This is a genomic window from Pseudoalteromonas neustonica (assembly GCF_001653135.1).
Taxonomy (GTDB): Bacteria; Pseudomonadota; Gammaproteobacteria; order Enterobacterales; family Alteromonadaceae; genus Pseudoalteromonas; species Pseudoalteromonas neustonica.
Genome location: NZ_BDDS01000009.1, coordinates 68,779 through 93,517 on the forward strand (window position 1 = coordinate 68,779; position 24,739 = coordinate 93,517).

Annotated in this window: 18 protein-coding genes; 4 read left to right on the forward strand and 14 right to left on the reverse strand. The window is 38.2% G+C overall.

Translation table 11 applies throughout. The features are described 5' to 3' along the window. Window positions 1–536: 536 nt before the first annotated feature. The 8 genes from A7967_RS13945 to A7967_RS13980 form a co-directional block, all read right to left on the reverse strand. Entirely contained in the window at window positions 537–1,562 is a 1,026-nt protein-coding gene (locus tag A7967_RS13945; protein WP_054204858.1) for a type II toxin-antitoxin system PemK/MazF family toxin, read from the reverse strand. 33 nt (window positions 1,563–1,595) lie between these two features. Then, the gene (locus A7967_RS13950) at window positions 1,596–6,710 is read right to left on the reverse strand and encodes a P-loop NTPase family protein (protein WP_054204859.1); all 5,115 of its coding nucleotides are present in this window, start codon (window positions 6,708–6,710) and stop codon (window positions 1,596–1,598) included. A gap of 1 nt (window position 6,711) precedes the next feature. Continuing rightward, complete coding sequence (locus tag A7967_RS13955; protein WP_054204949.1) at window positions 6,712–7,167, reverse strand: hypothetical protein; 456 nt, start codon at window positions 7,165–7,167, stop codon at window positions 6,712–6,714. A 13-nt stretch (window positions 7,168–7,180) separates the two neighbouring features. Further along, the gene (locus tag A7967_RS13960) at window positions 7,181–9,193 is read right to left on the reverse strand and encodes an integrase (RefSeq protein ID WP_054204860.1); all 2,013 of its coding nucleotides are present in this window, start codon (window positions 9,191–9,193) and stop codon (window positions 7,181–7,183) included. Next, the gene (locus A7967_RS13965; protein ID WP_054204861.1) at window positions 9,193–10,734 is read right to left on the reverse strand and encodes a site-specific integrase; all 1,542 of its coding nucleotides are present in this window, start codon (window positions 10,732–10,734) and stop codon (window positions 9,193–9,195) included. Before A7967_RS13965 ends, A7967_RS13960 begins: the two co-directional genes overlap by 1 nt. Window positions 10,735–10,771: 37 nt before the next feature. After that, complete coding sequence (locus A7967_RS13970; protein ID WP_054204862.1) at window positions 10,772–11,962, reverse strand: site-specific integrase; 1,191 nt, start codon at window positions 11,960–11,962, stop codon at window positions 10,772–10,774. 218 nt (window positions 11,963–12,180) lie between these two features. Then, entirely contained in the window at window positions 12,181–12,900 is a 720-nt protein-coding gene (gene ssb, locus A7967_RS13975; protein ID WP_064435813.1) for a single-stranded DNA-binding protein, read from the reverse strand. Window positions 12,901–12,920: 20 nt separating this feature from the next. Further along, window positions 12,921–14,288: an MFS transporter gene (locus A7967_RS13980; protein ID WP_054204864.1), complete on the reverse strand. Its 1,368-nt coding sequence runs from the start codon at window positions 14,286–14,288 to the stop codon at window positions 12,921–12,923. A 164-nt stretch (window positions 14,289–14,452) separates the two neighbouring features. On the opposite strand from A7967_RS13980, the gene uvrA reads away from it, so the two are divergent. After that, on the forward strand, window positions 14,453–17,278 hold the full coding sequence (gene uvrA, locus A7967_RS13985) for an excinuclease ABC subunit UvrA (RefSeq protein WP_054204865.1): 2,826 nt from the start codon (window positions 14,453–14,455) through the stop codon (window positions 17,276–17,278). 201 nt (window positions 17,279–17,479) lie between these two features. Here uvrA and A7967_RS13990 read toward each other — a convergent pair whose 3' ends face one another. Together A7967_RS13990 and A7967_RS13995 are read right to left on the reverse strand one after the other, a co-directional pair. After that, window positions 17,480–17,764, reverse strand: a complete 285-nt coding sequence (locus tag A7967_RS13990; protein ID WP_157601486.1) for a hypothetical protein — start codon at window positions 17,762–17,764, stop codon at window positions 17,480–17,482. Window positions 17,765–17,845: 81 nt separating this feature from the next. Next, window positions 17,846–20,032, reverse strand: coding sequence for a winged helix-turn-helix domain-containing protein (locus A7967_RS13995; RefSeq protein WP_054204867.1), 2,187 nt, complete (start codon window positions 20,030–20,032; stop codon window positions 17,846–17,848). 274 nt (window positions 20,033–20,306) lie between these two features. On the opposite strand from A7967_RS13995, the gene A7967_RS14000 reads away from it, so the two are divergent. Then, window positions 20,307–20,579 carry a hypothetical protein gene (locus A7967_RS14000; protein WP_054204868.1) on the forward strand — a complete coding sequence of 91 codons (273 nt, stop codon included), beginning with the start codon at window positions 20,307–20,309 and terminating at the stop codon, window positions 20,577–20,579. A gap of 121 nt (window positions 20,580–20,700) precedes the next feature. Here the strand turns inward: A7967_RS14000 and trpS are convergent, their stop codons facing one another. The 3 genes from trpS to rpe are packed head-to-tail and all read right to left on the reverse strand — an operon-like array spanning window position 20,701 to window position 23,102. Continuing rightward, window positions 20,701–21,705, reverse strand: a complete 1,005-nt coding sequence (trpS, locus tag A7967_RS14005) for a tryptophan--tRNA ligase (RefSeq protein ID WP_054204869.1) — start codon at window positions 21,703–21,705, stop codon at window positions 20,701–20,703. Window positions 21,706–21,753: 48 nt separating this feature from the next. Beyond that, window positions 21,754–22,419 (reverse strand): phosphoglycolate phosphatase, encoded by a 666-nt coding sequence (locus tag A7967_RS14010; protein WP_054204870.1) that lies wholly within the window; start codon window positions 22,417–22,419, stop codon window positions 21,754–21,756. Continuing rightward, window positions 22,419–23,102, reverse strand: a complete 684-nt coding sequence (gene rpe / locus A7967_RS14015) for a ribulose-phosphate 3-epimerase (protein ID WP_054204950.1) — start codon at window positions 23,100–23,102, stop codon at window positions 22,419–22,421. Before rpe ends, A7967_RS14010 begins: the two co-directional genes overlap by 1 nt. A 296-nt stretch (window positions 23,103–23,398) precedes the next feature. On the opposite strand from rpe, the gene A7967_RS14020 reads away from it, so the two are divergent. Next, window positions 23,399–23,689 (forward strand): hypothetical protein, encoded by a 291-nt coding sequence (locus A7967_RS14020; RefSeq protein ID WP_054204951.1) that lies wholly within the window; start codon window positions 23,399–23,401, stop codon window positions 23,687–23,689. A gap of 4 nt (window positions 23,690–23,693) precedes the next feature. Then, window positions 23,694–23,879, forward strand: a complete 186-nt coding sequence (locus A7967_RS22430) for a DUF2970 domain-containing protein (RefSeq protein WP_082355688.1) — start codon at window positions 23,694–23,696, stop codon at window positions 23,877–23,879. Here the strand turns inward: A7967_RS22430 and A7967_RS14025 are convergent. Continuing rightward, window positions 23,842–24,693, reverse strand: a complete 852-nt coding sequence (locus A7967_RS14025; protein ID WP_054204871.1) for a Dam family site-specific DNA-(adenine-N6)-methyltransferase — start codon at window positions 24,691–24,693, stop codon at window positions 23,842–23,844. The genes A7967_RS22430 and A7967_RS14025 overlap by 38 nt on opposite strands. Window positions 24,694–24,739: the final 46 nt, after the last annotated feature.

Genomic DNA, 24,739 nt, shown 5'->3' on the forward strand with positions numbered 1-24,739 from the left:
GAGTAACATATCAACTTGACTACTGGTATCTCTAGACTTCGCAGTGGTAATGATGATGTCACTTTATACATTGCTGTATCACCTAGCCTAATAAATGTTATTGAACTAATAGATAAGAGTAAATTGATTCAATCAATGAAAAACGGATTAATAAACCATGTAGATTTAGAGTTCTTCGATCAAAGTATTATTGAAGGCTTAAAAAAACTTCCTGAAGACAGAGCAAGTATGCTGGACTATTTGAATTACCTGAAGATTTTTTATCTAACCCTTTTAGTTTTATTGATAATTCAAGAATGACCCAATATGAGCGTCAATCATTTTAAAGCTTGATAGGCAGTTACATACCACCGTTCGTGGTATGTAACTGTATAGAATATTTTTTAGGCATAAAAAAACCGCTAAAAGCGGTTATTTTATCTAATTTGAATTAGTCGGCTGAGCTTTTTACAGCGTCGTAAGGCTGGAAGCCGTTCCAGTCCCCTTACCTGTTATAGTGAATTCTAGCTATGAATTCATGTTTTGTCAATCACGATTTACTCTTCAAGGATCGTTCGGTAGTCTTCAATTTCACCCTTTATATCCGCAACAGCTTCCTCAGCGGAGTAATCTTTTAAACTCCTTTTCCAGTCTACCATTATCTCAAATAGAGCATTATATTTACTCTCAACTTCAGTTAACCTTTGGTTATCCAACTCTAGAGTATTACACAGGCTTTGTAAGCGGGTATTTTCACTTACCAATTCTCCATTATCAATAAAATATCTACTAACTTTATCTTTTAATGAAAGGTAATCACCGAAGCCAATAGAGTGACAAAGCGCTTCAGTTAGGTTCCTTTTGTCTATAGACAATAGTTTTGATGGATATTTAATATCCCGAAAAACACGAGGACTATTATGAGATGCGTTGGGAGGAAGCACCCTCGAAGATGCAACCGTCATAACCATATTACATATGGCATAACTTCTTATTTTAGGATCATTATACCCTGAAAGTGAGCTTAAAGAGTCAAAGCCAATTTCGACAATAGATTTATCACTTGATGACTTAGGCTCTTTTGAAGTAATAGGTACTACTTGAACAGAGCCTGCTTGAGCCTTTATTACTGCGCATAATCGCCTTTTATGCATTTCACCCGGATGAATTGAATCAAAATAATACCAATTTTGTTTACTGTAACCATTACTGCAATAGACCTCTGGAATATGCCCAAAGTCAACCTCCACTAATGTTCCCAACTGAAGCCTACTTGTAACCGAATGATTGTTTTTATGAGTAGTAGATAAGTATTCTTCTTTAAAAGAACCGCTTCGGTGCGTCAGGTATACGTACACATTCTTAGTATCTCGCTCAACCAATAAAACCTTCCAACGTTTACACTGATGATTATCAAAGACTTTTACAAAAGAAACGATAGGGCCATCTTCTACATATTTAGGGATCAAAGCTTCAGAAATATACTCTGATCTTTCATGACCTAACCAAATAGCTTTATAAAACTCGTTATTGTTTTTTTGCTCGTCATCTAATAAAAAATAGTAGGTACAAATTTCTGACATTAAATTATTTCATCACTTTATAGTTAATTGATTTTAAGTTGATATTTTTCTTGACCGAATCATGTGTTCTCGAAGGTAATAAGCCCTAGCAGAGCCAGTCTCTACAATTCCATTAAGTAACTCAAGGCATGAGCTATACATTTTTCGGTTTAATATTCCTCTATTCTCAACCTGTAAATAGCGCCCTATTGCCATTTCCAAATAATAAGCTGTATTGACTTGCCTAGCTATAAGGCCTGAGTTATCAGCAAATTTTGAGGCTAACAAGTGGATACCTTTATCGAAGAACACCCCATGAAATTGATACATTAATGATGCTAATGCTTCAAATACATGACTATTGTTTGCAGATTCATTTGCAAACTCTAATAAATAATGTGCTCCTCGTTTCATATCACTTTCTTCATTCTCGTTACCTTGCCAAGGGCAATCAGCATACATCATTCCACGTAATAGCTGATTTAAATCATTCTGCAAACCTATATAACGATCATTAACATCATTCAAAGCTATCTTATGTGCTTCTGGTGCTAACAAGCTCCAAAGTGTCCATATAGCATCATAATCATCTTCTTTTTCCACAGCGACATGATATGAGAGTGTTAACGAATAAATAAAGCTGGGGGCTTTTGAACACCCCAAGACCAATAACTCTTTAAAGGGCACAAAATTATTATTTCTTGAATAAATAACATGCTCCGAAAGGCAATCTTGCATCTGTTTTTTTATGTCATGATTTATTTTTTCTTCACCACTTGAATGATGATTTTGATATTCAGTATCAAATACAAAATTCACTAACCTGTTAACCAACTTAATCTGAATATCATCCGTAGTGCAATATGGAACCATTAACATTGGTAAATGAAGAAACCATGAACAATGGCTTTCCAAAGAAATATCGTTAACCGAAAGCTTAAATTTTCCATCAACTAATTCATTGCGAAATGTTGTTATAAGAGCATTCCATTTTTCGATAGCTGCTTGCAACTCATCACCTTGTAGATGGTAAAACCTACGCTGCACACTATCTTCTCTTCGTAATCTGGCATACTCAACTATTCCACCTATACAACTGGATGCTAATTCAGCGTCTCTTGACCAAAGAAATTCCCTTACTCCCTTAGCAGCATAAGCACTAACATTAAGGTTCTCATGGGTTAATGCTGTTGCCAAAGCAAACTTCAAATGCTCTTCTTGTTCTAAATCTAGCTCTAAATCAAATAATTTAGGCAAAACAAATGCACACGCTCCAGAGCCATAATAATCAGTCTTATCATGGGCTGTTGTTCCATTCAAATTATCTGCGTGCATATGTATTGACTCTAAGATAATTCCTAGGCACCACTCTTTATTTTCATCGCTTAAGCTTAAAAGAACATCACGGACACAAACGGCAGCAACAGTTGTTATTGTACCAACAGCCATATTGGCAAAGTTGCGAATTTCACCTTTTTGGAGCGAAATGAGTAATTCTTTTGCTGCTATTAATGCATCTTGATATGAGGAGAAATATCTTTCTTCGAGTAATTTCTCTTCGAATAATTTTCGTCCCCATAAATTTAAACTAGTTATGGTGTTATCAATTATATGCTTTTTATTAAACTCTTGTTGATCTTGCTTTAAATCTGCCGGAAGCTCAGACGAGCTTTGAAGAAATATTCGCTCATTATCTTTATCTTCAACAGCCTCCCAAGTCCTTGTATCAACTCTGTGTACCATATACCGAAGTTTTTTTTCATTACTAGCAGTCGCTTCACCTATCAACTCATCAACAATTTTTAAAGCTTCATCCCTTAGCTCATTTACGAATTGAAGCCTTGTTAACAATGTTTCTAATGACTCATTTCTCCATGGTCTAAGTGCAGCCTCTCTTCTCTCCTCTATATAGATTTTCGACAATGCATCCCTATCATGACCAAAGAAATGGATTTCGTTTCTGCCCATTTCTTGTGCCATTCGAATAATATCTAGATGATATAAAGCCGCAGATCTAAGTAAAGGAAAGGCGGCTTCTCCTACTTTATTTGAGAAGCCTGTTGCCACAGAGGATAAAACAGATGTAGGCATTACTGAATTACTAGAGCGAAGAACATAGTCAAAAATCCAATCTATTTCATTATTTTCGCTACAGTTGTCAACGTACTCAACCAACCAGCCCTCGAATGCCATAAGAGCACATTGCAATAAGTATGGTAACGTAGACTGTCCTCTATAGCCCTTCCAAAGATGGGGAGAAGCATACTGTTTCACTGCTGTGCCATCATTGAGGATTATATCGACTTGTTTAGCTACTGTTTCGTAGGCATAAATAGTGTCTTCTTCGTTATCATAAGGTTTAGCGAATTCAGATTCAGAATATTTTTGCGCTGTTAGGTTGCATAATTTAATAATAAAATCTAACGCTAGCCTAGGTTTTGATTGGAGAAGGTACTTAAAAGGTCCTTTAGAACCACTTGCAGGAAAAAAATCTCGTTCTTTATCTAAACCAAAGGATTCTTCAACATCAAGTCGACCATAAGAACTATAGCCAAACTCATCTTCTTCTGGTGTTTCCAGTAGCCATTCATGCAATGAAAGCTTAACAACAAAGTCAGGATTAAGTTTGCATAACATAGGAACGTTAGTGCCTATAAGGGCTAAACTAGCCAGCTCGTCAACATAGGTTAATCTTCTAGACTTTACCTTGGATATAAAAACATCCTGCGTCATTAACACATCAAACTCTTCTTTAACTGCTGTTGAAACATTTAATAGAGCATTAAGTATTTTTTTTCTCCCCCCTTTATCACAATAAGAATCTTTAACCTGTTCAAGCAACCATAAACACAATAAGCCAACCTTACGAGACGCTTTTGGCAGATCATCATATATATTAATGAGACCACACCATTCATTTATCAATTCAACAATTTGATTACTCATAGAATTACTCAAATTATGCTTAACTTCATAAATAAAATTAAACAATGCTTCCCAACCATTACCATAAGGCTGTAAGAACAAATACTTTAACATCCCTGATTTTTCATCTTTAATCAGTAAATCGCTATATAATGAGTTTGGTCTTTGGCAGGTTATTCTGAGAATAAAACAAAAGCGAATTAGTAGCGCACAATCATATTTAAGAAGCTGAGATTTTAGAGGATAGATAAAGTCTTCTGGCGAGCTGTGTTGCATTATCGCTGCTATAGCCTCGTCCTTCCAGTAGCTTTCTACACCATCCAAAGTTAACACTTCTGCAACAAACCCAGTAAATATATCACCAGCTTTTAATTTCCTATATAGCCATAGCCTAAAAGCCCTACTGATTGCAGGTTCATTACCTATAGTTGATAAAAAATTAATTACATCATGTGAATTTTCAACGTATTCGCTCTCAATGTATTCTTCTAATGCCCAATCCTCTAATACATCATGCATTGGGCTGATCGTGGCAGACCTCTGATCACGGTGAATTAAATGATCTTCTTCCAATTTAGCAACGACTTCAGGATCAAACTCACTAGCTCTGATACCAAACAACATTTTTTTCGCTCGTTGTTTTGCAATATCAATAAAAGTTATTCTTCGCTTATCTGGCATTCCTGATTTTCTATCTGCCTCTTTTGAAATCACCGTTGCCCAGACAGTATTTCTAAAATCGACTTCAGTATCACCAGATTTAAATAGTGCTCCATTACCAATGGCTCTTACTGCAATCTCGATAAAGAATGGTACTTTAAGCAATTCAGTTAACGAGTCATTAGATATAAGCCCTGTTAACTCAGGAATATGCTCACTGACTTGTGCAACTTGATCCGTAGTAAACTCTTCCACATTCACACTGTCAAACTGGATAGTACTAGGTTGAAGATAATTAAAAGTAAGTTGTTGATATGCATAATCGCGGCCCGTTGCAATAATGGTCCAACCCGTTTGTTTTTTTATGTATTGAAGTAAATCAATAAATGCATCTTGATAATTTAACTCTAAAACTTTTTCTAGAGACTCAATAACAAGTATTTTTTCTTTAAGTAACGAGAAGTACCCTTCAATCTGCCCTAACGTAGAACTCATTCCGATAGATGTAAATACATCGTTAAGATGGTTTTTATCTAAGTCTTCAGCTCTTAAATAGAAAACAGGAACATCTTTACCTTTCGTTGAGATAAAGTCTTTTACAACTCCAGATTTTCCAACACCTCTAGCGCCAGTAACAAAAAGAAAGTCATTTACCTCGCACAGTTCAGATATTTCTGCTATCTGCTCAGCCCTATCTATATGAAAACCATTAATAGAGCTCGATATTCCATCAAATATATGGTCTCCACGCTCTTTAAGCTTTAAAAAATCATTTTCAAAATTTACTTTACTTGGCGACCCAAATAATAATTTAACTTCTTGGGGGGCATTATCTTGAGTTAGAACCCCCGCATTCTGGTTAATCTCTTGCACACAAGTAACCAACTTAGCTAAAACTAGGGCTGGTGATTCATCTGAATAACATTGAATTAAAGAGCACAGTAAGTTTGCGACAACTGAATATTTAGCATCTAAATCTAAAGAGATAACCTGAAATATCTTTAAGAAACGCCATAATTCATCATCAGTAATAGCATTCCCTTCGTTAGCGTTAGTTAGTTGTGTCCTAAATATATCTATTCTTTTAATCTTCGCGTTACTGGTAAAACCTTTGGTTTTTGATTTTTTTATAAAGTCAGCAGAATCTGATGAATACTTAGCCCACTCCAATATTGGAAGGGTATTATTAACATCTAACTTAGGTAACACTCCTGTAATTAGTGCTATCGAATCATTTTCAATACTAAAATCGCTTCTATTAAAATCTTTCCATGCACTGTTAATAACTTCCGCAAACATTGAATCAATAGATTCACTTATAGTTATTTCATGCTTAATCTGCGCATAAAGTTTACTTTCGTTATTATTTCTATCTGTCGCAACCAAAACAAAATCATCAGTATTTACACCATCATATTTGTTCTGAAACTTCAGTTCTTTGCCTTTCATATTTTGTGATAAACAAGGCACACGAGATTTTGTTAACAGTGAGAGCGCAAAAGCGGCTTGGACCCTTGTTTCAAAATTGACGCCACCACCTCCAGTAGAAAATGGATTGCTTTGTTTCTTTAACTCTGAACTCATTTTAAACTCTCCCTGAAGGTGGAATATCCTTGTCGAACGGCCTTAATATATTTGTAGTTTCTCTTTCTGTAGGTTCATCAGCACTTTCTGGAATACTTTGATCAATCGCAGCTACCTGCATACCTTTTTGTCTTATATGAAAAGCGATTCTTTGCCATCGTTTTTTCCAGTTAATTTCCTTACGTTTAAATTCTTCAATTTCTTTTTTTAGACGTTCAATTTCACAAATTAATTGTTCGTTTTCTTTACCTGTTTGCTCCCTCGACTTAACTAGACCGCCTGACAATGCATGTTTAGCATTATCATATGCCGCTTTTATCTCAGATTTTGCTTGTAATGATTGCCTAGAAAAACCAAACCTTTCTTCCAAAATAGACCACGTCAGTTTTGAACCTAAATGTCCTAATGCCCAACGGTCTAAATCTGCAATAATACCTTTAATATCGCTATCACTCATTCTTCGAAATCGCTTATTTGTCACCAGCTAACTCCTCAAGGTATTCTTTAGGATCAAAATTAACCACCCCATTATCATTAAGTTGGGCTTTCAGCGTTTTAATTTTCTTATCGTTGTGCGCAAGCCAATCACTGCTTTTTTTAGGCTTTTTAGTATTTAAGCGCTGTTCTGCTGTTTCCCTAGCTAAGCTTGTCAATGCAAACTGTCTTTTCTGCTCTTCTAACCTGCCTTTATCATCTTTTGCCCATACATAGTCGCCACAATCTGCCGAACATTGTAAATGACGCTCACATGGCGTCTGAGAGAAGTTATGAACACATATACCAGTGCCAACATCATGAACAGCTTGAATACGAGCTTTGAGAACCGTATCTTGAATAGTCACAGGTATAGCCATAATTTGCTCAACAAGCTTTCCACCTACACGGCCTTTCTTTATATCTTCTCTTAACATTAATGCACGTTTTTCACGGCTAGTATGTTGGTAAGCTTTTGTATCTTTGGGGTTTGAACGGCCAAACCATTCAGTTTGAAGTAGGTCGCTTAAACCACCTTCATCTAGAAGGGTATTTAATGTATGTCTAAAATGGTGGCTGGTGAAATCGACTTCTATACTTGATGACGCATACTCTTCTGCTAATTTAGGAAAGTAGCGCAAAAAAGTAGTCAACATTGAATGAGTACATTGCGTCGCTAACCAATGAGAATAGCTTCCGCTAGAAAGTCCCTGATGCCTTACGAGCATTAAATCTTTAAGAAAATACTCTGTGCCATTTTGATCTATATGAATTGGTACTATCAGCTCGCTTGCATAATCTTTTTCGCAATACTTTTTTATTCCTTGTTTAAATGTATAAAAGGGCTGCCGGGATGCAACCTTTCCATCGCTTGTCAGTTTCTGTGTATCTTTGACTGCCAAACCATTTTTTCTTATCCATCCATTAACACCAATTACTGTAGGTGATATACCCAAAGCTTTGAGATCCGATTTATATAATTTTTGATCTTCACAAAGTGTACTTAAAAATCTAATGTCTGCTCCGTTAACTCGAAGTATCTCAGCTGCTGTATCACGAGCAGCAAAGCAGAGCTTATCCAATTCATCCATGACTTCCCTTACTATAGGTAGCACGTCACTTGGCATATATAGCTTACGCCTAGGCGTAAAAACGTCACCTTGCGATATCTTTCTTGGGAAATATTCAATGTACTCTCGACCGTCAGAATCCGTTTTAACTTTTTGATGCGGTAGAAGTGCAATTTCACTAAAACGCCTTCCTAAACAAGCGAGGAGCGTTAGTAGTAATATGTAGAATCGATATTTATGTTCCTTTGGAACCTTTTGGTACAGCTCCCCTAAAACTTTAAATACAGCAGGCTCTATTAATTTATCACTTTTTGTCTCTACTGTTTTAGGATCATCAAGCCTTTTATGACCTACTCCTCCAGTACTTTCAGGACGTTTCATCTTAGAGTATTTATATTTAAAGGTTACTCTACACAATCCATTAGCATCACAATGACCTGCAATTTCGGCTACGGCTTTGTGAAGATTGTATGCAACCCCATCACTGTAATGCATGGAGATATCTTTACAAGCGAGATCAAGCGATTCAGGAGTCAATGTTTGAAGATCTTGATTTAGCAAATTTGCCGAGTTAGATATATAACCTAAAGCAGTTATAAAGTTTCTTTGATTTGGTGCTGATTGGTGTTTGCGATGAAACCTCACGATAAACAACGCTTTTGCTAGATCAGCCCATTTACCAGTGATAGTCCGCCCGCCTAATGCTGGTGAATATATAAAATTAAATGATGATGATTTAGTATTCCTTCCTGTTAGCTTAGTTAGTCTTCCAGCTGTTATTTTCCAAGTGTCATCCTTCCAAGTTATTGCATCAAACCCCTCTAACTCCAACATTTTTGCTTTTAATATTAATGTATTGAAGTTTTCATTACGGTCTTGTCCAAGCCGGTCAATGAAAGCAATTACTTTACTTTTTCTTTTTGAGCGTCCATCAGCCATTACTGTGCCTCCGAACATAACTCAGTTACTTGAGCGACTGCGGCAATTACATCATCTAACTGAACTCCTAAGCGTGAACTCTCATACTTTTCGAGTCTTTTTTCTCTGTTTTGCAGTAAGCATTCGAGTACGTATTCATGGTCAGCATGTCGATATGGTTGAAATTTAGGGCATAAATAACATGAATAAGGAGGGTCTAAATGACATAGTTTACCTTCGCCACAAACTCCAATTTCAGCTTGTTCTTCAGGGTTTTCTTCATCAACGAAAGCAATGTGCTTATCAACACGGTTGCCATTAACAGCCTCTTCATCAAGATCTATTACTCGCCCTTTAAAAAGCTGCAAATAACTTGATAGCCCTTTCGCTGCGGCTTTATCTAAATGTTCCACAATCTTACCTGCCATTTCAAAATAAACGAGAACGTGTTGGGTATCCGTATGATCTAATATTCTAGCTAGCTCTTTTTTGCTAATGCCTTCTGAGGCTAACCCTACTGCTAGTGTATACCTCAATCGTCGAGTACTTATTTGTAACAAGCTGTTTGTAACAGGAGATATAATTTTATGCCTTATAACAAACTTCTTTAATAGAGTTGTTATATCAGAGCTAGTTACATTGTACGCATTCTCAAAGTCTTTGGATGCTATAGCTGCACTGTTACCTTTTTGATTCAAAAACAGAGGCCTAGGGTTTGGAATAGCCTCACCCTCGTCTTCCAGCATTACATTAGTTGAGGAGTTCTTTTGGATTAACTCCATTATGTAATTACCGTACAAAGGCTCAAGGTACTCATCTAGTAAATCATCACGTGGATTTAGTTGCCTTTTTTTGATTCTTGGCATTTTCAAGATGCAGCAGCGCTCATTAGATTCAGGAGTTAAATCAATAAAGTCTTCTTCACGTAAATACGTGAGGTTTGCAGGATTTCGACCAAAGGCGATTGATAATGCAACCGCTGCTTTTTGCTGTAAGTGTTCTAACTCTTGGCTTGTATCATTTTTCAGCGCAGCTATGAGAAGAGGTAACTCGAGTGAACGATGAAGTGGCCCTTTATCAGGATCTTCCATTCTGACCGCTTCACCTTTTGGATTAGCGGGAATACTCATACCCTCAAGCTCTAATGCATAAGCAGGGCTAAAGCCAAGTTCTGGATAATTCTCCGCGCAATAAATGTACCATTGTATTGGTCTATAAAGTGCCCAAAGACGGTGTTTTTTTCTTGCAATTGAAATAGATGACTCTATTAAAGATATTAGCCTATCTTGTAAGCTGCTTCCTGCTGATTGAAGTAGCAAAGTATCATTACGAAGAAACTCTCTCCATACATCGTGAAAAGCAGCATAACCTGCATGCGTTGAAACTCGCTCAATACGGTCTTTAATATAGAATTTAAGACCCCAGCGAACTCCATCTAACACTATTTTTGAAAAATCGAGAGTCGAATTCCCCCTCATTGTATAGGGTAAATCCCATTTATCCGTTGATGCATTTAATGGTAATCCTTCCCGAGTTAATATGGTGAAGGGATTCCTTGCCAACCTTGAGAGCTTATAAGTTCTTGCATATTTAACTTTCTCACCAAGGTATGTCCTCCATTATTAAATCACGTTGATATTTTTGTAAGGCTACTTTAGCCTGTTCTTCAACTTCTTGAGCAATGTAGACATCTTGTGACGATAAACTACTGTCGCCCCGAAGGTACGCCAATGCTTGCTTTCGTTTATCTTCATCCATACCAGAATAGCGAAGAGTTCTTTCCATTTGTGATGAAAAACTATGCCTCAAAGCCTTTGCCGTTAAATGAGAAGGAAGATCATTTGAATATTTCTTGCGTAATAATTGAAAAAACTGAGTAATAGATGATTGAGATAAAGGCTCTCCATCATCGCTTAATATTAGATAATCAGATTCTTGTTCTGACTTTTCTTCCAGTACATCTCTCCATTCAGTTATATAAATATCTATGTTTTTAGCGAAGTTAGGGTCTTCAATTGGTAGAATACGCCCATTACGTTTTATTTGTGGTCTTGGTTTTCTCGTATCCTGCGGATCAGGCCGTCTTCGCTCCACTCGAATTGATGATATAGCTCCAATAGTAATATCCTCAACTCTTAAGCTAAGTAACTCACCGGGCCTTAAACCGTAATAGAGCATTATCGAGGTAAGTATATAATTACGATATTTCACGGCAGGATCTCTGCCAAATGCTTGTTTATTATCTGGGCTCAATATCGTTAGTAAGAAATCAGTTTCTCTACCATTTAAACCTTTGCTTTGTGATCTATTAACTGGAGGGGCATTTATGAATGAAGTCTCTAAGAACTCTAGTAATATTTGCTTATTAGCAAGGGTTTGTTCGTATGAACTAGATGAAAAAGGAATTGCTCCCATAACTACATCAATATACCAAGACAGGAATTGCCTTACTGTTGTTAACCTTTGATTGAAGGTGTTTGGTGTAACAACTATTTTTTTTACCTTTCTACGTTTTTCATGATCCCGCTTTAAATACTCAACCAATCCACCTTTAATCTCAGCTTCATTAAAAAATTTCTTACTTGTAATACGTAACTCTAAATCAATGCTCTCACTTTCAAGCCAAAGATAAAGAACAGATAACTCTCGAAGGTTACGAACAAGTGTGTTTGGGCTTAATGACCGACGACTTATAATAAATTCATTAGGTGCAGGAATGGGCATGCCGTTACTATCAAGTAGCAATGGGAGTAAATCTCCTGATTCATGTGTAATAATTTCTACTTTCATAATCTCTCCTAACTTTAAACTAAAGATAGTAGAAAATAGATAACTTTACAATATATTTATTATACGATTTTTTAAGTTTACTTTTTATTAAATAATAAAAAAGCCTCTCTAAACTTAACATTTAAAAGAGGCTTTCAATTCAATCTAATTCTTTGTTTTATAAGCACTAAATCTAATTGTAAATTAAGATTAACTTAACACTAATAACTTTATATCATTTAGAACGGGATATCGTCGTCAAAATCGATTGGTGGTTCCATCGGATTTGACGCGCCGCCTTGTGGGGCACTTTGTGGTTTAGGTGCAAACCCACCTTGCGGCTGTCCGCCGCCTTGTGGAGCATATCCGCCACCTTGGCCACCTTGATATTGATTACTTTGCTGTGGTGCTGCTGCAGGCGCTGACTGTGGACGAGCCGCAGGTGCTTGCTGTGGAGCAGGTGAGTAGCTTTGTTGTGGTTGTGCTGCTGGTGCGTTTGCTTGTTGGTTATAACCACCTTGTTGTGGTGCATTTTGCTGCTGATAACCACCTTGAGATTGACCACCGCCTTGCTGGCCACCTTGATAGCCACCACTTTGTTGGTCGCCGCCACGTGCGCCCAGCATTTGCATTTGGCCAGTGAAACCATCAACAACGATTTCTGTCGTGTATTTTTCCTGGCCTTGTTGATCAGTCCACTTACGTGTTTGAAGTTTACCTTCAACGTAAATTTGCGAACCTTTACGACAGTATTCACCTACAATTTCAGCTAGCTTGCCAAAAAATACTACGCGGTGCCATTCTGTTTTATCAACCATTTGACCGGTATTTTTATCTTTATAGCTATCTGAAGTAGCTAAAGTAATGTTCGCTACACCGTTGCCATTAGGCATATAACGTACTTCTGGATCTTGACCTAAATTACCAACCAAGATTACTTTATTTACACCGCGTGCCATGGACTACTCTCCTATAAACGTTAGATTAAACCAGCCATTTTTCGGGCTTGGTCTAGGTCAAATTTTTTGTCATCAATCTTTAAATAACTGCGATTTTCATCACAAACTACTGTTGCTTCAATTACGCCCGGCAAAGCAACTAAACGAGAAGCGAGGGATTGCGCTTGCTCCTCGTTACTTAATTCTGTCATTAAGCTTATCATTTTACTTCTTGGCGGGACTTGCATATTCCACGCAAGGATAAGCCATATTACCCCAACAACTGCGGCTGCGGCAAACACTGCTTGCGGGGTTGTTGATTGCGCAACGTAACCCCCTAAAATACCACCTAAAAATGCACCAAAAAACTGCCCCGATGAAAATACCCCCATCGCAGATCCTTTTTGATTAGCTGGCGCTAACCGCGAAACCAAGGCGGGCATGGTGGCTTCTAAAAAATTAAACGCAATAAAGTATGCCAACATACATAACGCCATGCCTATTACTGAGTTTACGCCAAACGCCATTGCCAACATGCTCAGTGCCAGTAAGGCGATAGAGCCAATAAACGCTTGTTTTTCTTTTTCTTTACGAATGGCAATAATCATCACTGGCGCCATTAATAAAAATGCTAATATGAGTACGGGAATATACACTTGCCAATGTGATTGTGCAGCTAACCCCTTGGCAATTAGTTGTCCTGGTAATGCAACAAAAATAGTCGTAAGCGTTAAATGTAACAACATAACCCCTAAATCTAAACGAGCTAATTGGGGGTGTTTAATCAATTTTTTAATATCAGTGAAGCTTGCCAATGTATCGCCCTTCGGGGCTTTATTTACGGCTTTTGGGACTAAAAACAGTACGATAAAAATACCCGCAACAGCCAAAATAGCGGTAAGCCAAAATACCCCCGCAATTCCCCAAGAAGCAGCAACCATCGGCCCAAGTAACATGGCTACAGCAAAGCTCATACCAATACTCATACCAATCACAGCCATCACCTTAGGACGTTGTTCATCACGGCTTAAATCGGAGGCAAAGGCAAGTAAAGAACTGGCAATAGCTCCCATACCTTGTAATGCACGACCTACGGTAACCATTTGCATAGAATCAGCCATGGCTGCAATAACAGAGCCCAAAGCAAATACGCATAAGCCACCAACAATAACTTTTTTGCGGCCGATTTTATCGGAAAGCCAACCCATGGGAATTTGTAATACAGCCTGCGTTAATCCATACGCGCCAATTGCAAAACCAATCCAAAGCGGTGAAAAACCAGATAAATCTTGCCCATAAATAGCCAGTACTGGCATTAACATAAATAGGCCAAGCATACGAAATGCAAACACGCTCGCTAGGGAAACTGCGGCGCGTTTTTCTCGTGAATTGAGTGAAGATGCTGTCATGATTCGCGTGTTCTTGCTGTCTATTAAAATTCGAGCAGGGATTCTACCACAAGCTCGCTAATAAATAATCGCCTCTAAGCGATGATTTTTCATTGATCAAGGATTAATCTTCTGTCGTATTATGAGATACTCAGTAAATCAATTTGGTAATGAAACGAGATAGCATGGAAAACATTGAAGTCCGAGGCGCCCGAACGCACAATTTAAAAGACATCAGCCTAACCATCCCCCGTGATAAATTAATTGTTATCACTGGCCTATCTGGTTCAGGTAAATCGTCTTTAGCATTTGATACGTTATATGCAGAAGGGCAACGTCGGTATGTTGAATCTTTATCGGCCTACGCCAGACAATTTTTATCTTTAATGGAAAAACCCGATGTTGATCATATTGAAGGCTTATCACCCGCCATTTCAATTGAGCAAAAATCAACGTCGCATAACCCACGCTCAACCGTTGGTACCATTACCGAAATATATGATTACTTACGTTTAATGTTTGCCCGTGTTGGTGAGCCGCGTTGCCCTACACATGATTTACCCCTTGCTGCGCAAACAGTGAGCCAAATGGTCGACACTGTTTTAGCGTTTCCTGAAGGCAGTAAATTAATGTTGCTTGCTCCCGTAGTAAAAGAGCGTAAAGGCGAACACGTAAAATTACTTGAGCAGCTTTCGAGCCAAGGTTACATTCGTGCCCGTATTGACGGTGAAGTATGTGACCTATCAGATCCCCCAACTTTAGAATTACATAAAAAGCACACGATAGAAGTTGTGGTTGATCGCTTTAAAGTAAAAGATGGCCTACAACAACGTTTAGCTGAGTCATTTGAAACAGCCTTAGAACTTTCATCAGGCGTTGCAACTATTGCCTCAATGGATGACCCTGATAGCGAAGAGCTGCTTTTATCTGCTAATTTTGCTTGCCCAACGTGTGGCTATGCAATGAGTGAACTTGAACCGCGCCTGTTCTCATTTAACAATCCCGCAGGAGCATGTCAAAGCTGTGATGGTTTAGGCGTTCGTCAGTACTTTGATCCTAATCGCGTTATACAAAACCCGGAACTTAGTTTGTCAGGTGGCGCTATAAAGGGCTGGGATAAACGCAGCTTTTATTATTTCCAAATGCTGCAAGCCGTTGCCGATCACTATAAATTTGATTTAGAAGTCCCTTTTCAAGAACTCACTAAAGATGCTAAAAAAATAATTCTTGAAGGCTCTGGCGATACCAAAATCGCTTTTAACTACCGTAATGACCGTGGTGATTTAATTACCCGTAACCATGAGTTTGAAGGCGTGCTCAATAATATGAACCGCCGCTACCGCGAGACAGAATCAAACTCTGTACGCGAAGAACTAGCAAAATACCAAACAAGCCAAGCATGTCCAAGCTGTAAGGGATCACGATTGCGCCAAGAAGCGCGTAGCGTATTTATAGGTCAAACTAATTTACCAACCATTACTTCAATGAGTATTGGTGAAGCCATGGCCTTTTTTGAAGGGCTAAGCTTAACGGGTCAAAAAGGCCAGATCGCAGAAAAGATCTTAAAAGAAATTCGCGATCGTTTGTCATTTTTAATCAATGTTGGTTTAAATTACCTCTCACTTGAGCGCAGCGCCGATACCTTATCAGGTGGTGAAGCACAGCGTATTCGCCTAGCGAGCCAAATTGGTGCAGGTCTTGTCGGTGTTATGTACGTACTTGATGAACCTTCAATTGGTTTACATCAACGCGACAACGACCGCCTATTACAAACCCTTATTCACTTACGTGATTTAGGCAATACAGTTATTGTCGTAGAACACGATGAAGATGCTATTCGTGCGGCTGATCATATTATTGATATTGGTCCAGGTGCTGGTGTGCATGGAGGTTATGTTATAGCTGAAGGTACTCGTGATGATATTTTAGCAAGCGAAGAATCTGTCACTGGCCAGTTTTTATCTGGTAAACGTAAAATTGAAGTACCCGCACAACGCCACCTTATTAATGATAAGTGGTTAGAGTTATTTGGCGCTACAGGCAACAATCTTAAAAATGTAGATTTAAAAATTCCATTTGGGTTAATGACCTGTATTACGGGTGTGTCTGGCTCAGGTAAATCAACGCTAATAAACGACACTTTATTTAAGCTTGCACATACTGAGCTCAATGGTGCCACAACCGCAGAAGCCGCTGCATATAAATCAATTAGCGGCCTTGAACACTTTGATAAAGTCATTGATATCGACCAGAGCCCAATTGGCCGTACTCCGCGCTCAAATCCTGCAACTTATACCGGTATATTTACAGGTATTCGTGAGTTGTTTGCCGGCACACAAGAGTCACGTTCTCGTGGTTATAAAGTAGGTCGTTTTAGCTTTAACGTTAAAGGCGGACGCTGTGAAGCTTGCCAAGGTGACGGCGTAATCAAAGTCGAAATGCACTTTTTACCGGATGTTTATGTCCCATGTGATGTATGTAAAGGGCAGCGTTATAACCGCGAAACTTTAGAAGTACAATACAAAGGCAAAAATATTCATCAAGTACTTGAAATGACTGTTGAAGATGCGCATGACTACTTTGATAAAATACCAGCAATTGCACGCAAACTAAAAACATTGATGGATGTTGGTTTATCGTATATTCGTTTAGGTCAAGCTGCTACCACACTCTCTGGCGGTGAAGCACAGCGAGTTAAACTCGCTCGAGAGTTATCAAAGCGTGATACCGGCAAAACCTTGTATATTCTTGATGAGCCAACCACAGGGCTACACTTTGCCGATATTGAACAACTGCTTGTCGTTTTGCATCGTTTACGTGACCATGGCAATACGATTGTTGTCATTGAGCACAACTTAGATGTGATAAAAACAGCAGATTGGATTGTTGATTTAGGTCCTGAAGGTGGCGCCGGTGGTGGTGAAATTCTCATTGCTGGTACGCCGGAAGAAGTCGCTGAATGTGAGCGCTCACATACGGGCCATTACTTAAAGCCCTTATTATTAAAATAAGGGTTTTAAAAATTGTGGCAGTCTTATTTTGACAGCCCATAAAGCAGGCCACAATAAGAAAACATCACTCTATGTTTGTAGTAAACTACTTTCTTAAGGTTGGCCAAGTAACCAAATTTGCTTATTTATTTAGAATTGGCGATTGAGAGTTGACCGTCACAGCAAGGCGGTCAAAAAGAACACAACTGTCTATTGTCAAAGTTAAGGCCTATTTGTTTTAGCTTTAATTTCTGTAGCATGTCTTTTTGCTTTGAAAGGCAATGCAGCGACATACATTGATACTTGCAATAAAAGCATAGCAAAAAACACTATTACAAAATTTATTGCCATTTCGATTGGAAACGGCGTTACTTCAAAACCAAACCGCATAAATTTAGCAATTGAATGTGCACTATTGTGTATCAACACATCAAAGTAACTACCAAGTAAAAGCAGGAACAGGCTGATACTTAATGAAAAAAAAGATAAGAAAAATAGCTTCATCATTGACACTTTACTTTTAAGGTGTCGAACAATCAGATGTATCCATAGCAGCAAAACACGTAAAAACTGGCTGCAGGCGACGAGCTACCAACTCACTAACTTTATCTGTGTGTCTTTAACATCACGGCGGTTAAATAACAGCTCGTTATTGTCGTTTACGTTAAAAGAAAATGATTTAAAATTAACGTGCACTTCTTCCGTTTCACTATTCGCCAAATTAAATCGAGCCACGCGCGAGATGCCATCGCTTATATATAAATACTCTGTATTAATTGCGTGAAACGAAGTCGCTTGCTGTGCTTTGGGGATCTGCCAACGTTTATTATCTGCTAATCTTACTAGTTCTTCATTCGTCACAGCAAAGCTTTTTCCCTGGTTATTATTGATCAAAGTGTAAGGGGCTATATCATTACGTTTATTTAGCTCACGCGTTAGCAGGTTAAACTGCCATAATTGATAGCTTGTAGCCTGCTGCTCAATAAACCATATTTTCTCGCTATTATCTGACCAAGCATAGCTAACAATTTTTAATCCTTTTAACTCCTCTACTGCATGTAGCTTATTAGTCTGAAGGTCGAAAAATGTTAACTCTTTATTGATCTTTAATAGTAAAAACTTGTCGTTCCCTGACATTCGCACAAAGCCAAAGCTAGGCGTGCCATGCTCAACAGTAAAATCACTTAGTTGGGTTTGTTGCCCTTGTGTATCTGACCATAACTGGGCGCTTCCTGAACGACTAGAGACGAATAATGTACTTGCATACCCATCCTTATTAAAGGGAGCCGCATTATAATTATTACCTTGTGATTCATATAACCGCTGTCCTTGCATCTTTTGCGAAAATAAATCGGTTACCTTGAAAATCGAAAATTGCTGTGTTTGTGATGGAGAAAAATAAAAGCTATTTAAAGATTGAGCTGCAATATAATAAGGTGAAATATAAGGTGATATCTTACGAACAGTTGTTTTATTGTCAGCTATATTGACAGTGGTTAATCTGTCATTTTCAGAGATATGTACACTTTCTTCATCAGGTATCCAATCAAATGCGAAGCTAATACTTTTCGCCTCTGCTTGGAACAAGCGTTTAGTCTCTGTTGTCTGCAAATTGTAGGCAAAAAGTGAAAAAGGTTGTCCTTGCGTAGCTTGAATATAGCCTACATATTTACCTGAAGGAGAAATGCGTGGAATCAGCACACCAAACATCACTTCAGAACTTGGCACTAACGTTGTTTCTTGTTTTGAAAAGGTGTTATATCTGTAAAGCCCCGCTCCGCCTTGCTTGTTTTTATATTCAGAATAATATAAAAACTTACCGCTTTCATCAAGCTGTGCATAACCTGTATAGCGTAAATCGCAGTCACGTATAACTTGTTTACTACCTACATTAGGAAACTCATGTAAATCGATTAACACCATTAAACATTGTTGTTCTGCTAATTTAGTCGCTTGTAGCAATACACTGTGCTGCTTATGCTGCCAGGATAATATAGACACATCGTAATCTTTGTAATCAAGTTGGATTTCTCGTTGATCCGTTATCCGCTTCACATATGCGCGAGATTGCTGAGTCATCATATCGCTATTGCTGTAACCTAAAAACTGCTTATCAAAGGACAGTAAAGGCACTGATTCCGCCCCTATATTCCAAGTACTTGGGGTGATTTTTGTGTTGGTGTTAATCACACTAAATTGCGCTATATCCTCTGATTTAACTGGCTTTTGTATTACAAACCAGCCTATAACGGTAAGAGTAAAGAAGATAATTAACACCAAGCCATACAGGCCGTATTGCTTACTTTTATTCGACTTCACAACATCAAGTGATTCTAGATTATTGTGCTCAGTAAGCGTTTCTATAACCGTGGATCCTACGTTTTTGCTATCTAAGGACTCCTTTATAGCTGTTTTTGAGGGCAGCCCTATTTTCGCTTGCTCAGTTGTCGTTAATTCCGTTGCCGTTAACAATGTCACCGCAACGCTCAAGCTATAGCCTTTACGATAGTGAGTTTTTAATAAAGGTGCTTTTTCTACAGGGTGAGATAGTTGCTTACGAAGCTCTGAAATAGCGCGGTTGATGGCATTATCATCAACAAAACTTTGCCGCCATACCTGCTCAACCAGCTCTTGGCGAGCAATAATTTGTTGCGGCTTACTAATAAAGTGCATGAGTAATTTAACCAGTAACGGATCTAATTCTCGTTCTATATTTTCTGCAACGACAACACAGCGACTTTCAATAAATTGCCAAGGTCCGATTTGATAATTCATAATCATTATTTCTTTTTTTGTATGCTGCAACCCTAGCACAGGGACGAGAAATTATGTAGTGAAACCTTATCTATAAATATAACATTTAAAAGTAACGCCATGATTTTAAATGATAATAAAACAAAGAACCTTATCAATTAATTGCTTATATCTAGATAAGCGACTTTAGTAAATCCTAGCGCTATTCTTATCACCGTCAACAGCAAACCTAACCGCTAAACTATTCGCAGTTAACTTTTGCTCTTATATATTAAATAAACAATAGGATTCTATTATGAAAAATTTAATCAAAAAAACACTATCAGCATTAATTATCACGGCGGCATTTACTTCATCTGCGACAATGGCGGCGGGTAAGCCTGAGTTAGTAATGCAACAACTTAGCAGTGCTCACCTCCCTAAATCGATAACACAATACTCACATACAAAAGAACAAGCATTTCAAAGCAGCTTAAGTACAAAACTAGATATGAGCTTAGAAAAATCAATGAGCGACATACACAAAAAAATAAACAAAGAATTATCAGATAAGCTCGATAACCTATAATGCTGTTTAATAAAAGCTACACAGCCAATATGTTAGTGTAGATAGAATACGATTTGCTTAAAAATAAAAAACCGCTTTCGAAATAGTATTCGAAAGCGGTTTTTTATCGACTAAAGCGAGATTACGGGCGTGGTATAAATCCTAGTGCATTGTAAACTGCCTTTAACGTTACCTCTGCACGTGCGCTGGCTTTTTCGGCTCCTGTCCTCATGATGTTATCAAGCAATGTTTGATCTTCACGAATTTCTTTAAAGCGCGCTTGAATTGGCTCAATCATGCTAACAACAGCATCAGCGGTGTCTTTTTTCAGATGACCATACATTTTATCTTCGTACTCTGGCACTAACTCTTCAATTGAACGTTTAGTTGCTACTGACATAAGAGTAAGTAAATTAGATACACCTGGTTTTTCAGTACGATCAAAATAAATACGTGCCTGCTCGTCTGAATCAGTTACTGCTTTTTTCAGCTTTTTCTCGATCTTTTTCGGTTCATCTAACAACATGATGTAACCATTTGGATTTTCATCAGATTTAGACATTTTTTTAAGTGGATCTTGTAAGCTCATTACACGCGCGCCGAACTCAGGGATATAAGGTTCAGGAACTGTGAACACATCGCCGTATAAATTATTAAAACGTGTCGCGATATCACGCGTAAGTTCTAAATGCTGTTTTTGATCATCTCCCACTGGTACTTGATCTGCTTGATAAAGCAAAATATCAGCGGCCTGTAATACCGGATAAGCAAATAAACCAACGTTCACATTGTTAGCATGCTTTGATGATTTATCTTTAAACTGGGTCATGCGATTCAGCTCGCCCATTTGCGCATAACAATTTAATACCCAACCTAATTGTGCATGCTCTGGCACTTGTGATTGCACAAATAACGCGGCTTTTTCTGGATCAATACCACATGCGGCATAAAGCGCGATGCCATCTAATACACGTGACCGAAGCAACTTTGGATCTTGGCGTACTGTTATCGCATGCAAGTCAACCAGCATAAAGTAACTTTCGTGGTCTTCCTGTAGCTTAAGCCACTGGTTAATAGCGCCAACATAGTTGCCTATTGTCATACCACCGGTTGGCTGAATGCCACTTAACACTACTGGTTTACTCATGATGTTCCTTTATATTGCTAAAATTAAAATACTAAAATTAAATGTCGTTTACCGCTGATTAAGCACCGGTAGTATATCTAAGAATGTACCGCAGAGGTACTGCGGATTATAATCACTTAAACTCTCCCCTTGGTTATAACCATAAGTCAACGCAATCACGTCTATCCTGGCTGCTTGCGCCGCTAAAATATCACTTTTTGAGTCACCGATCATAATTGCTTGGCTCGCTTGTACATTTAATTGCTGACAAGCAAACAACAGTGGCTCAGGTGACGGCTTTTTAGCCATATCATCACCACATACTATTACATCAAAATGACTTGTTAAAGCCAACTTATCAAGTAGCTTTTCAGTGAAGCGTCGTGCTTTATTAGTGATTAACGCTTTTGGCATACCGCGTAATGCCGCCAGACCTGTTTCTACATGTTGATATAATACGCTGTACTCGCCGACCTGCTGTTCATAGTGACCATAGAAAAGTGCAATCGCTTTATCTGCAAGCGCTGAGTCTAAATGCTCACTTATTTGCATATCGCCACTTAAGCCTCGTTTAACCAAAACATCAATGCCATTACCCACCCAACTTTCGACTAAACGCTGGCTTACAATCGGAAAAGCTAAGTCAGATAAAGTCAGATTCATCGCTATATATAAATCATACACACTATCGACAAGGGTGCCGTCTAGATCAAACAAAGCGGCTTCATATTTCATTATTTAACAACCTGTAATTGCTCACGCATTTGATCAATAACCACTTTATAATCTGGCTGATTAAAAATTGCAGAGCCCGCAACAAACATATCAGCACCAGCTTCTGCAGCAGCACCAATATTATCGACTTTAATACCACCATCAACTTCTAAACGAATTGCACGGCCTGAATCATCAATAATTTTTCGTGCTTGGCGTAACTTTTCCAAAGTATGAGGAATAAAACTCTGTCCGCCAAACCCTGGATTAACCGACATAAGTAAGATCACATCGAGTTTGTCAATCACATGCTCTAAATAGCTTAAGCTCGTAGCTGGGTTGAATACTAAGCCCGCTTGACAGCCGTGATCTTTGATCAACTGTAAAGTGCGATCTATATGCTCACTTGCTTCTGGATGAAAAGTAATAATGGATGCGCCAGCTTCGGCAAATTGCGGGATCAAGCTATCTACCGGCTTTACCATTAGATGCACATCAATTGGCGCTGTAATACCGTAATCTCTCAACGCCTTGCAAACCATAGGGCCGATGGTTAAGTTTGGCACATAATGGTTATCCATGACATCAAAATGGACCACGTCCGCACCTGCGGCTAAAACACGATCAACATCTTCTCCTAATCGCGCAAAATCAGCTGATAAAATTGACGGAGCGATTAAATATTTTGGCAAAGTATCTAACATAAACAAACCCATAGATTCGATTGTGGCTAACTCTTTATGAGTCACAGCCTAAATTGCATGTATGTGCCTAATGTAACCCAAATAGCGAAGATCCCCAAGGATCATCCCAATATAGAACATATGCTCTATTGCAGATATCTAAAGAGCAATTAAAAAACAACTTTTTTAAAACATTACATTTACCTTAAGCTATTAATTATATTAAACATTTATATTTGTTAAGTATAAATTAAGGTTGTTATTTAAGCATTCTTTATGTATGCTTGGGTAAGTCATACCACTTTGGGTTAGATAAAATGCGTGCTTTTAAAACTGGGATCTTAATTGCTACTGTTGTCACTACTTTAACAGTAACCTATTTTTCTCAAAATGATGATGTAATCATCGCTGCCAATCATTGCCAAAACAATGCAGAGGTTATCTCTGTCGTACCTGTTCACTGTATGCACCTTGAACAAGAGTCTAGTTGGATGTCTTGGATCACTGGCGACAGCCGTAGTGCACAATTTCATTACTTAGATTTATTAGAATTGCTTACCAGCTCAGATGAACCAAAAAAAGCACGCTCACTTAGCCCGAACTTTTAATTAAATGCGACAACTACTCGATGCTCTACAAAGTGTCGTAGCGGCTTTTTTTGGTGTGCAATCTGAAAAAAAGCGCCAATCTGACTTCAAACAACACTCCCCATTGAGTATTATTCTCATCGCTATTGTTTTATTTGTATTTTTTGTAGCCGCTATTTATGGCGTGGTGACTTGGGTGCTAAATACATAGCCATTAGTTCATTTACTTTATTGCGTGAACCACCTTTTGGGCTGATAGTCCGCTTTACTTGAATTTCATTCAGCGTTGCTTGACTGTATATTTTTCGCGTCCAGACAGTATCATGGTTCGAAATCAATACCGGTGTCTTTTGCTCAAAGGCTGCTTGCTCAGCTAAGTTCGCTAAGTTCGCTTGATCATCTAAATTAAAGCCCCCTTTAGCATAAGAGGTAAATGACGCTGTTTTACTTAAAGGCACATACGGTGGATCGCAGTAAATTACCGCATTGCTGGGTACTAACTTAAACACATCATCATAACCTAGACAGGTAAATGTGGCTTGCTGCGCTTTCTCAGCAAAAAAGTACATTTCTTTTTCAGGAAAATAAGGACGTTTATACTTACCAAATGGAACATTAAAAATTCCCTTCAGATTATAACGACACAAACCATTGTAGCCATGACGATTCATGTACAAAAATAAAATAGCACGCTCATAAATGTCATTACTTTGATTAAACTGCACACGGTAATCATAGTAAGCATCAGCATGGTTATTAAGATCTACAAACAGTTTTTTTGCATCACTTATAAATTCATCTGGCGAACTTTTTAATTCGTTATAAAGATTGATCAGATCAGCATTTATATCATTTAAAATATAATGCTTAAAATCAGTATTTAAAAATACTGAACCAGCACCCACAAACGGTTCAACTAATGTGTCAGCATGCTTGCTCGCTAGATTCAAACGGGCACTAATATCTTCAACTAAGCTGTATTTTCCGCCGGCCCATTTAAGGAAGGCTCTGGTCTTTTTCTGCATCGGCTCTTTACTTCAAACGTGTGTATCGCAATTTTACACTAATCAG

Bases quoted from the DNA above. Each gene is read 5' to 3' on its own strand.
- A7967_RS13945 (WP_054204858.1), bottom strand. From the start codon at position 1,562: ATGTCAGAAATTTGTACCTACTATTTTTTATTAGATGACGAGCAAAAA.
- A7967_RS13950 (WP_054204859.1), bottom strand. From the start codon at position 6,710: ATGAGTTCAGAGTTAAAGAAACAAAGCAATCCATTTTCTACTGGAGGT.
- A7967_RS13955 (WP_054204949.1), bottom strand. From the start codon at position 7,167: ATGAGTGATAGCGATATTAAAGGTATTATTGCAGATTTAGACCGTTGG.
- A7967_RS13960 (WP_054204860.1), bottom strand. From the start codon at position 9,193: ATGGCTGATGGACGCTCAAAAAGAAAAAGTAAAGTAATTGCTTTCATT.
- A7967_RS13970 (WP_054204862.1), bottom strand. From the start codon at position 11,962: ATGAAAGTAGAAATTATTACACATGAATCAGGAGATTTACTCCCATTG.
- ssb (WP_064435813.1), bottom strand. From the start codon at position 12,900: ATGGCACGCGGTGTAAATAAAGTAATCTTGGTTGGTAATTTAGGTCAA.
- A7967_RS13980 (WP_054204864.1), bottom strand. From the start codon at position 14,288: ATGACAGCATCTTCACTCAATTCACGAGAAAAACGCGCCGCAGTTTCC.
- uvrA (WP_054204865.1), top strand. From the start codon at position 14,453: ATGGAAAACATTGAAGTCCGAGGCGCCCGAACGCACAATTTAAAAGAC.
- A7967_RS13990 (WP_157601486.1), bottom strand. From the start codon at position 17,764: ATGATGAAGCTATTTTTCTTATCTTTTTTTTCATTAAGTATCAGCCTG.
- A7967_RS13995 (WP_054204867.1), bottom strand. From the start codon at position 20,032: ATGAATTATCAAATCGGACCTTGGCAATTTATTGAAAGTCGCTGTGTT.
- A7967_RS14000 (WP_054204868.1), top strand. From the start codon at position 20,307: ATGAAAAATTTAATCAAAAAAACACTATCAGCATTAATTATCACGGCG.
- trpS (WP_054204869.1), bottom strand. From the start codon at position 21,705: ATGAGTAAACCAGTAGTGTTAAGTGGCATTCAGCCAACCGGTGGTATG.
- A7967_RS14010 (WP_054204870.1), bottom strand. From the start codon at position 22,419: ATGAAATATGAAGCCGCTTTGTTTGATCTAGACGGCACCCTTGTCGAT.
- rpe (WP_054204950.1), bottom strand. From the start codon at position 23,102: ATGTTAGATACTTTGCCAAAATATTTAATCGCTCCGTCAATTTTATCA.
- A7967_RS14020 (WP_054204951.1), top strand. From the start codon at position 23,399: ATGCGTGCTTTTAAAACTGGGATCTTAATTGCTACTGTTGTCACTACT.
- A7967_RS22430 (WP_082355688.1), top strand. From the start codon at position 23,694: ATGCGACAACTACTCGATGCTCTACAAAGTGTCGTAGCGGCTTTTTTT.
- A7967_RS14025 (WP_054204871.1), bottom strand. From the start codon at position 24,693: ATGCAGAAAAAGACCAGAGCCTTCCTTAAATGGGCCGGCGGAAAATAC.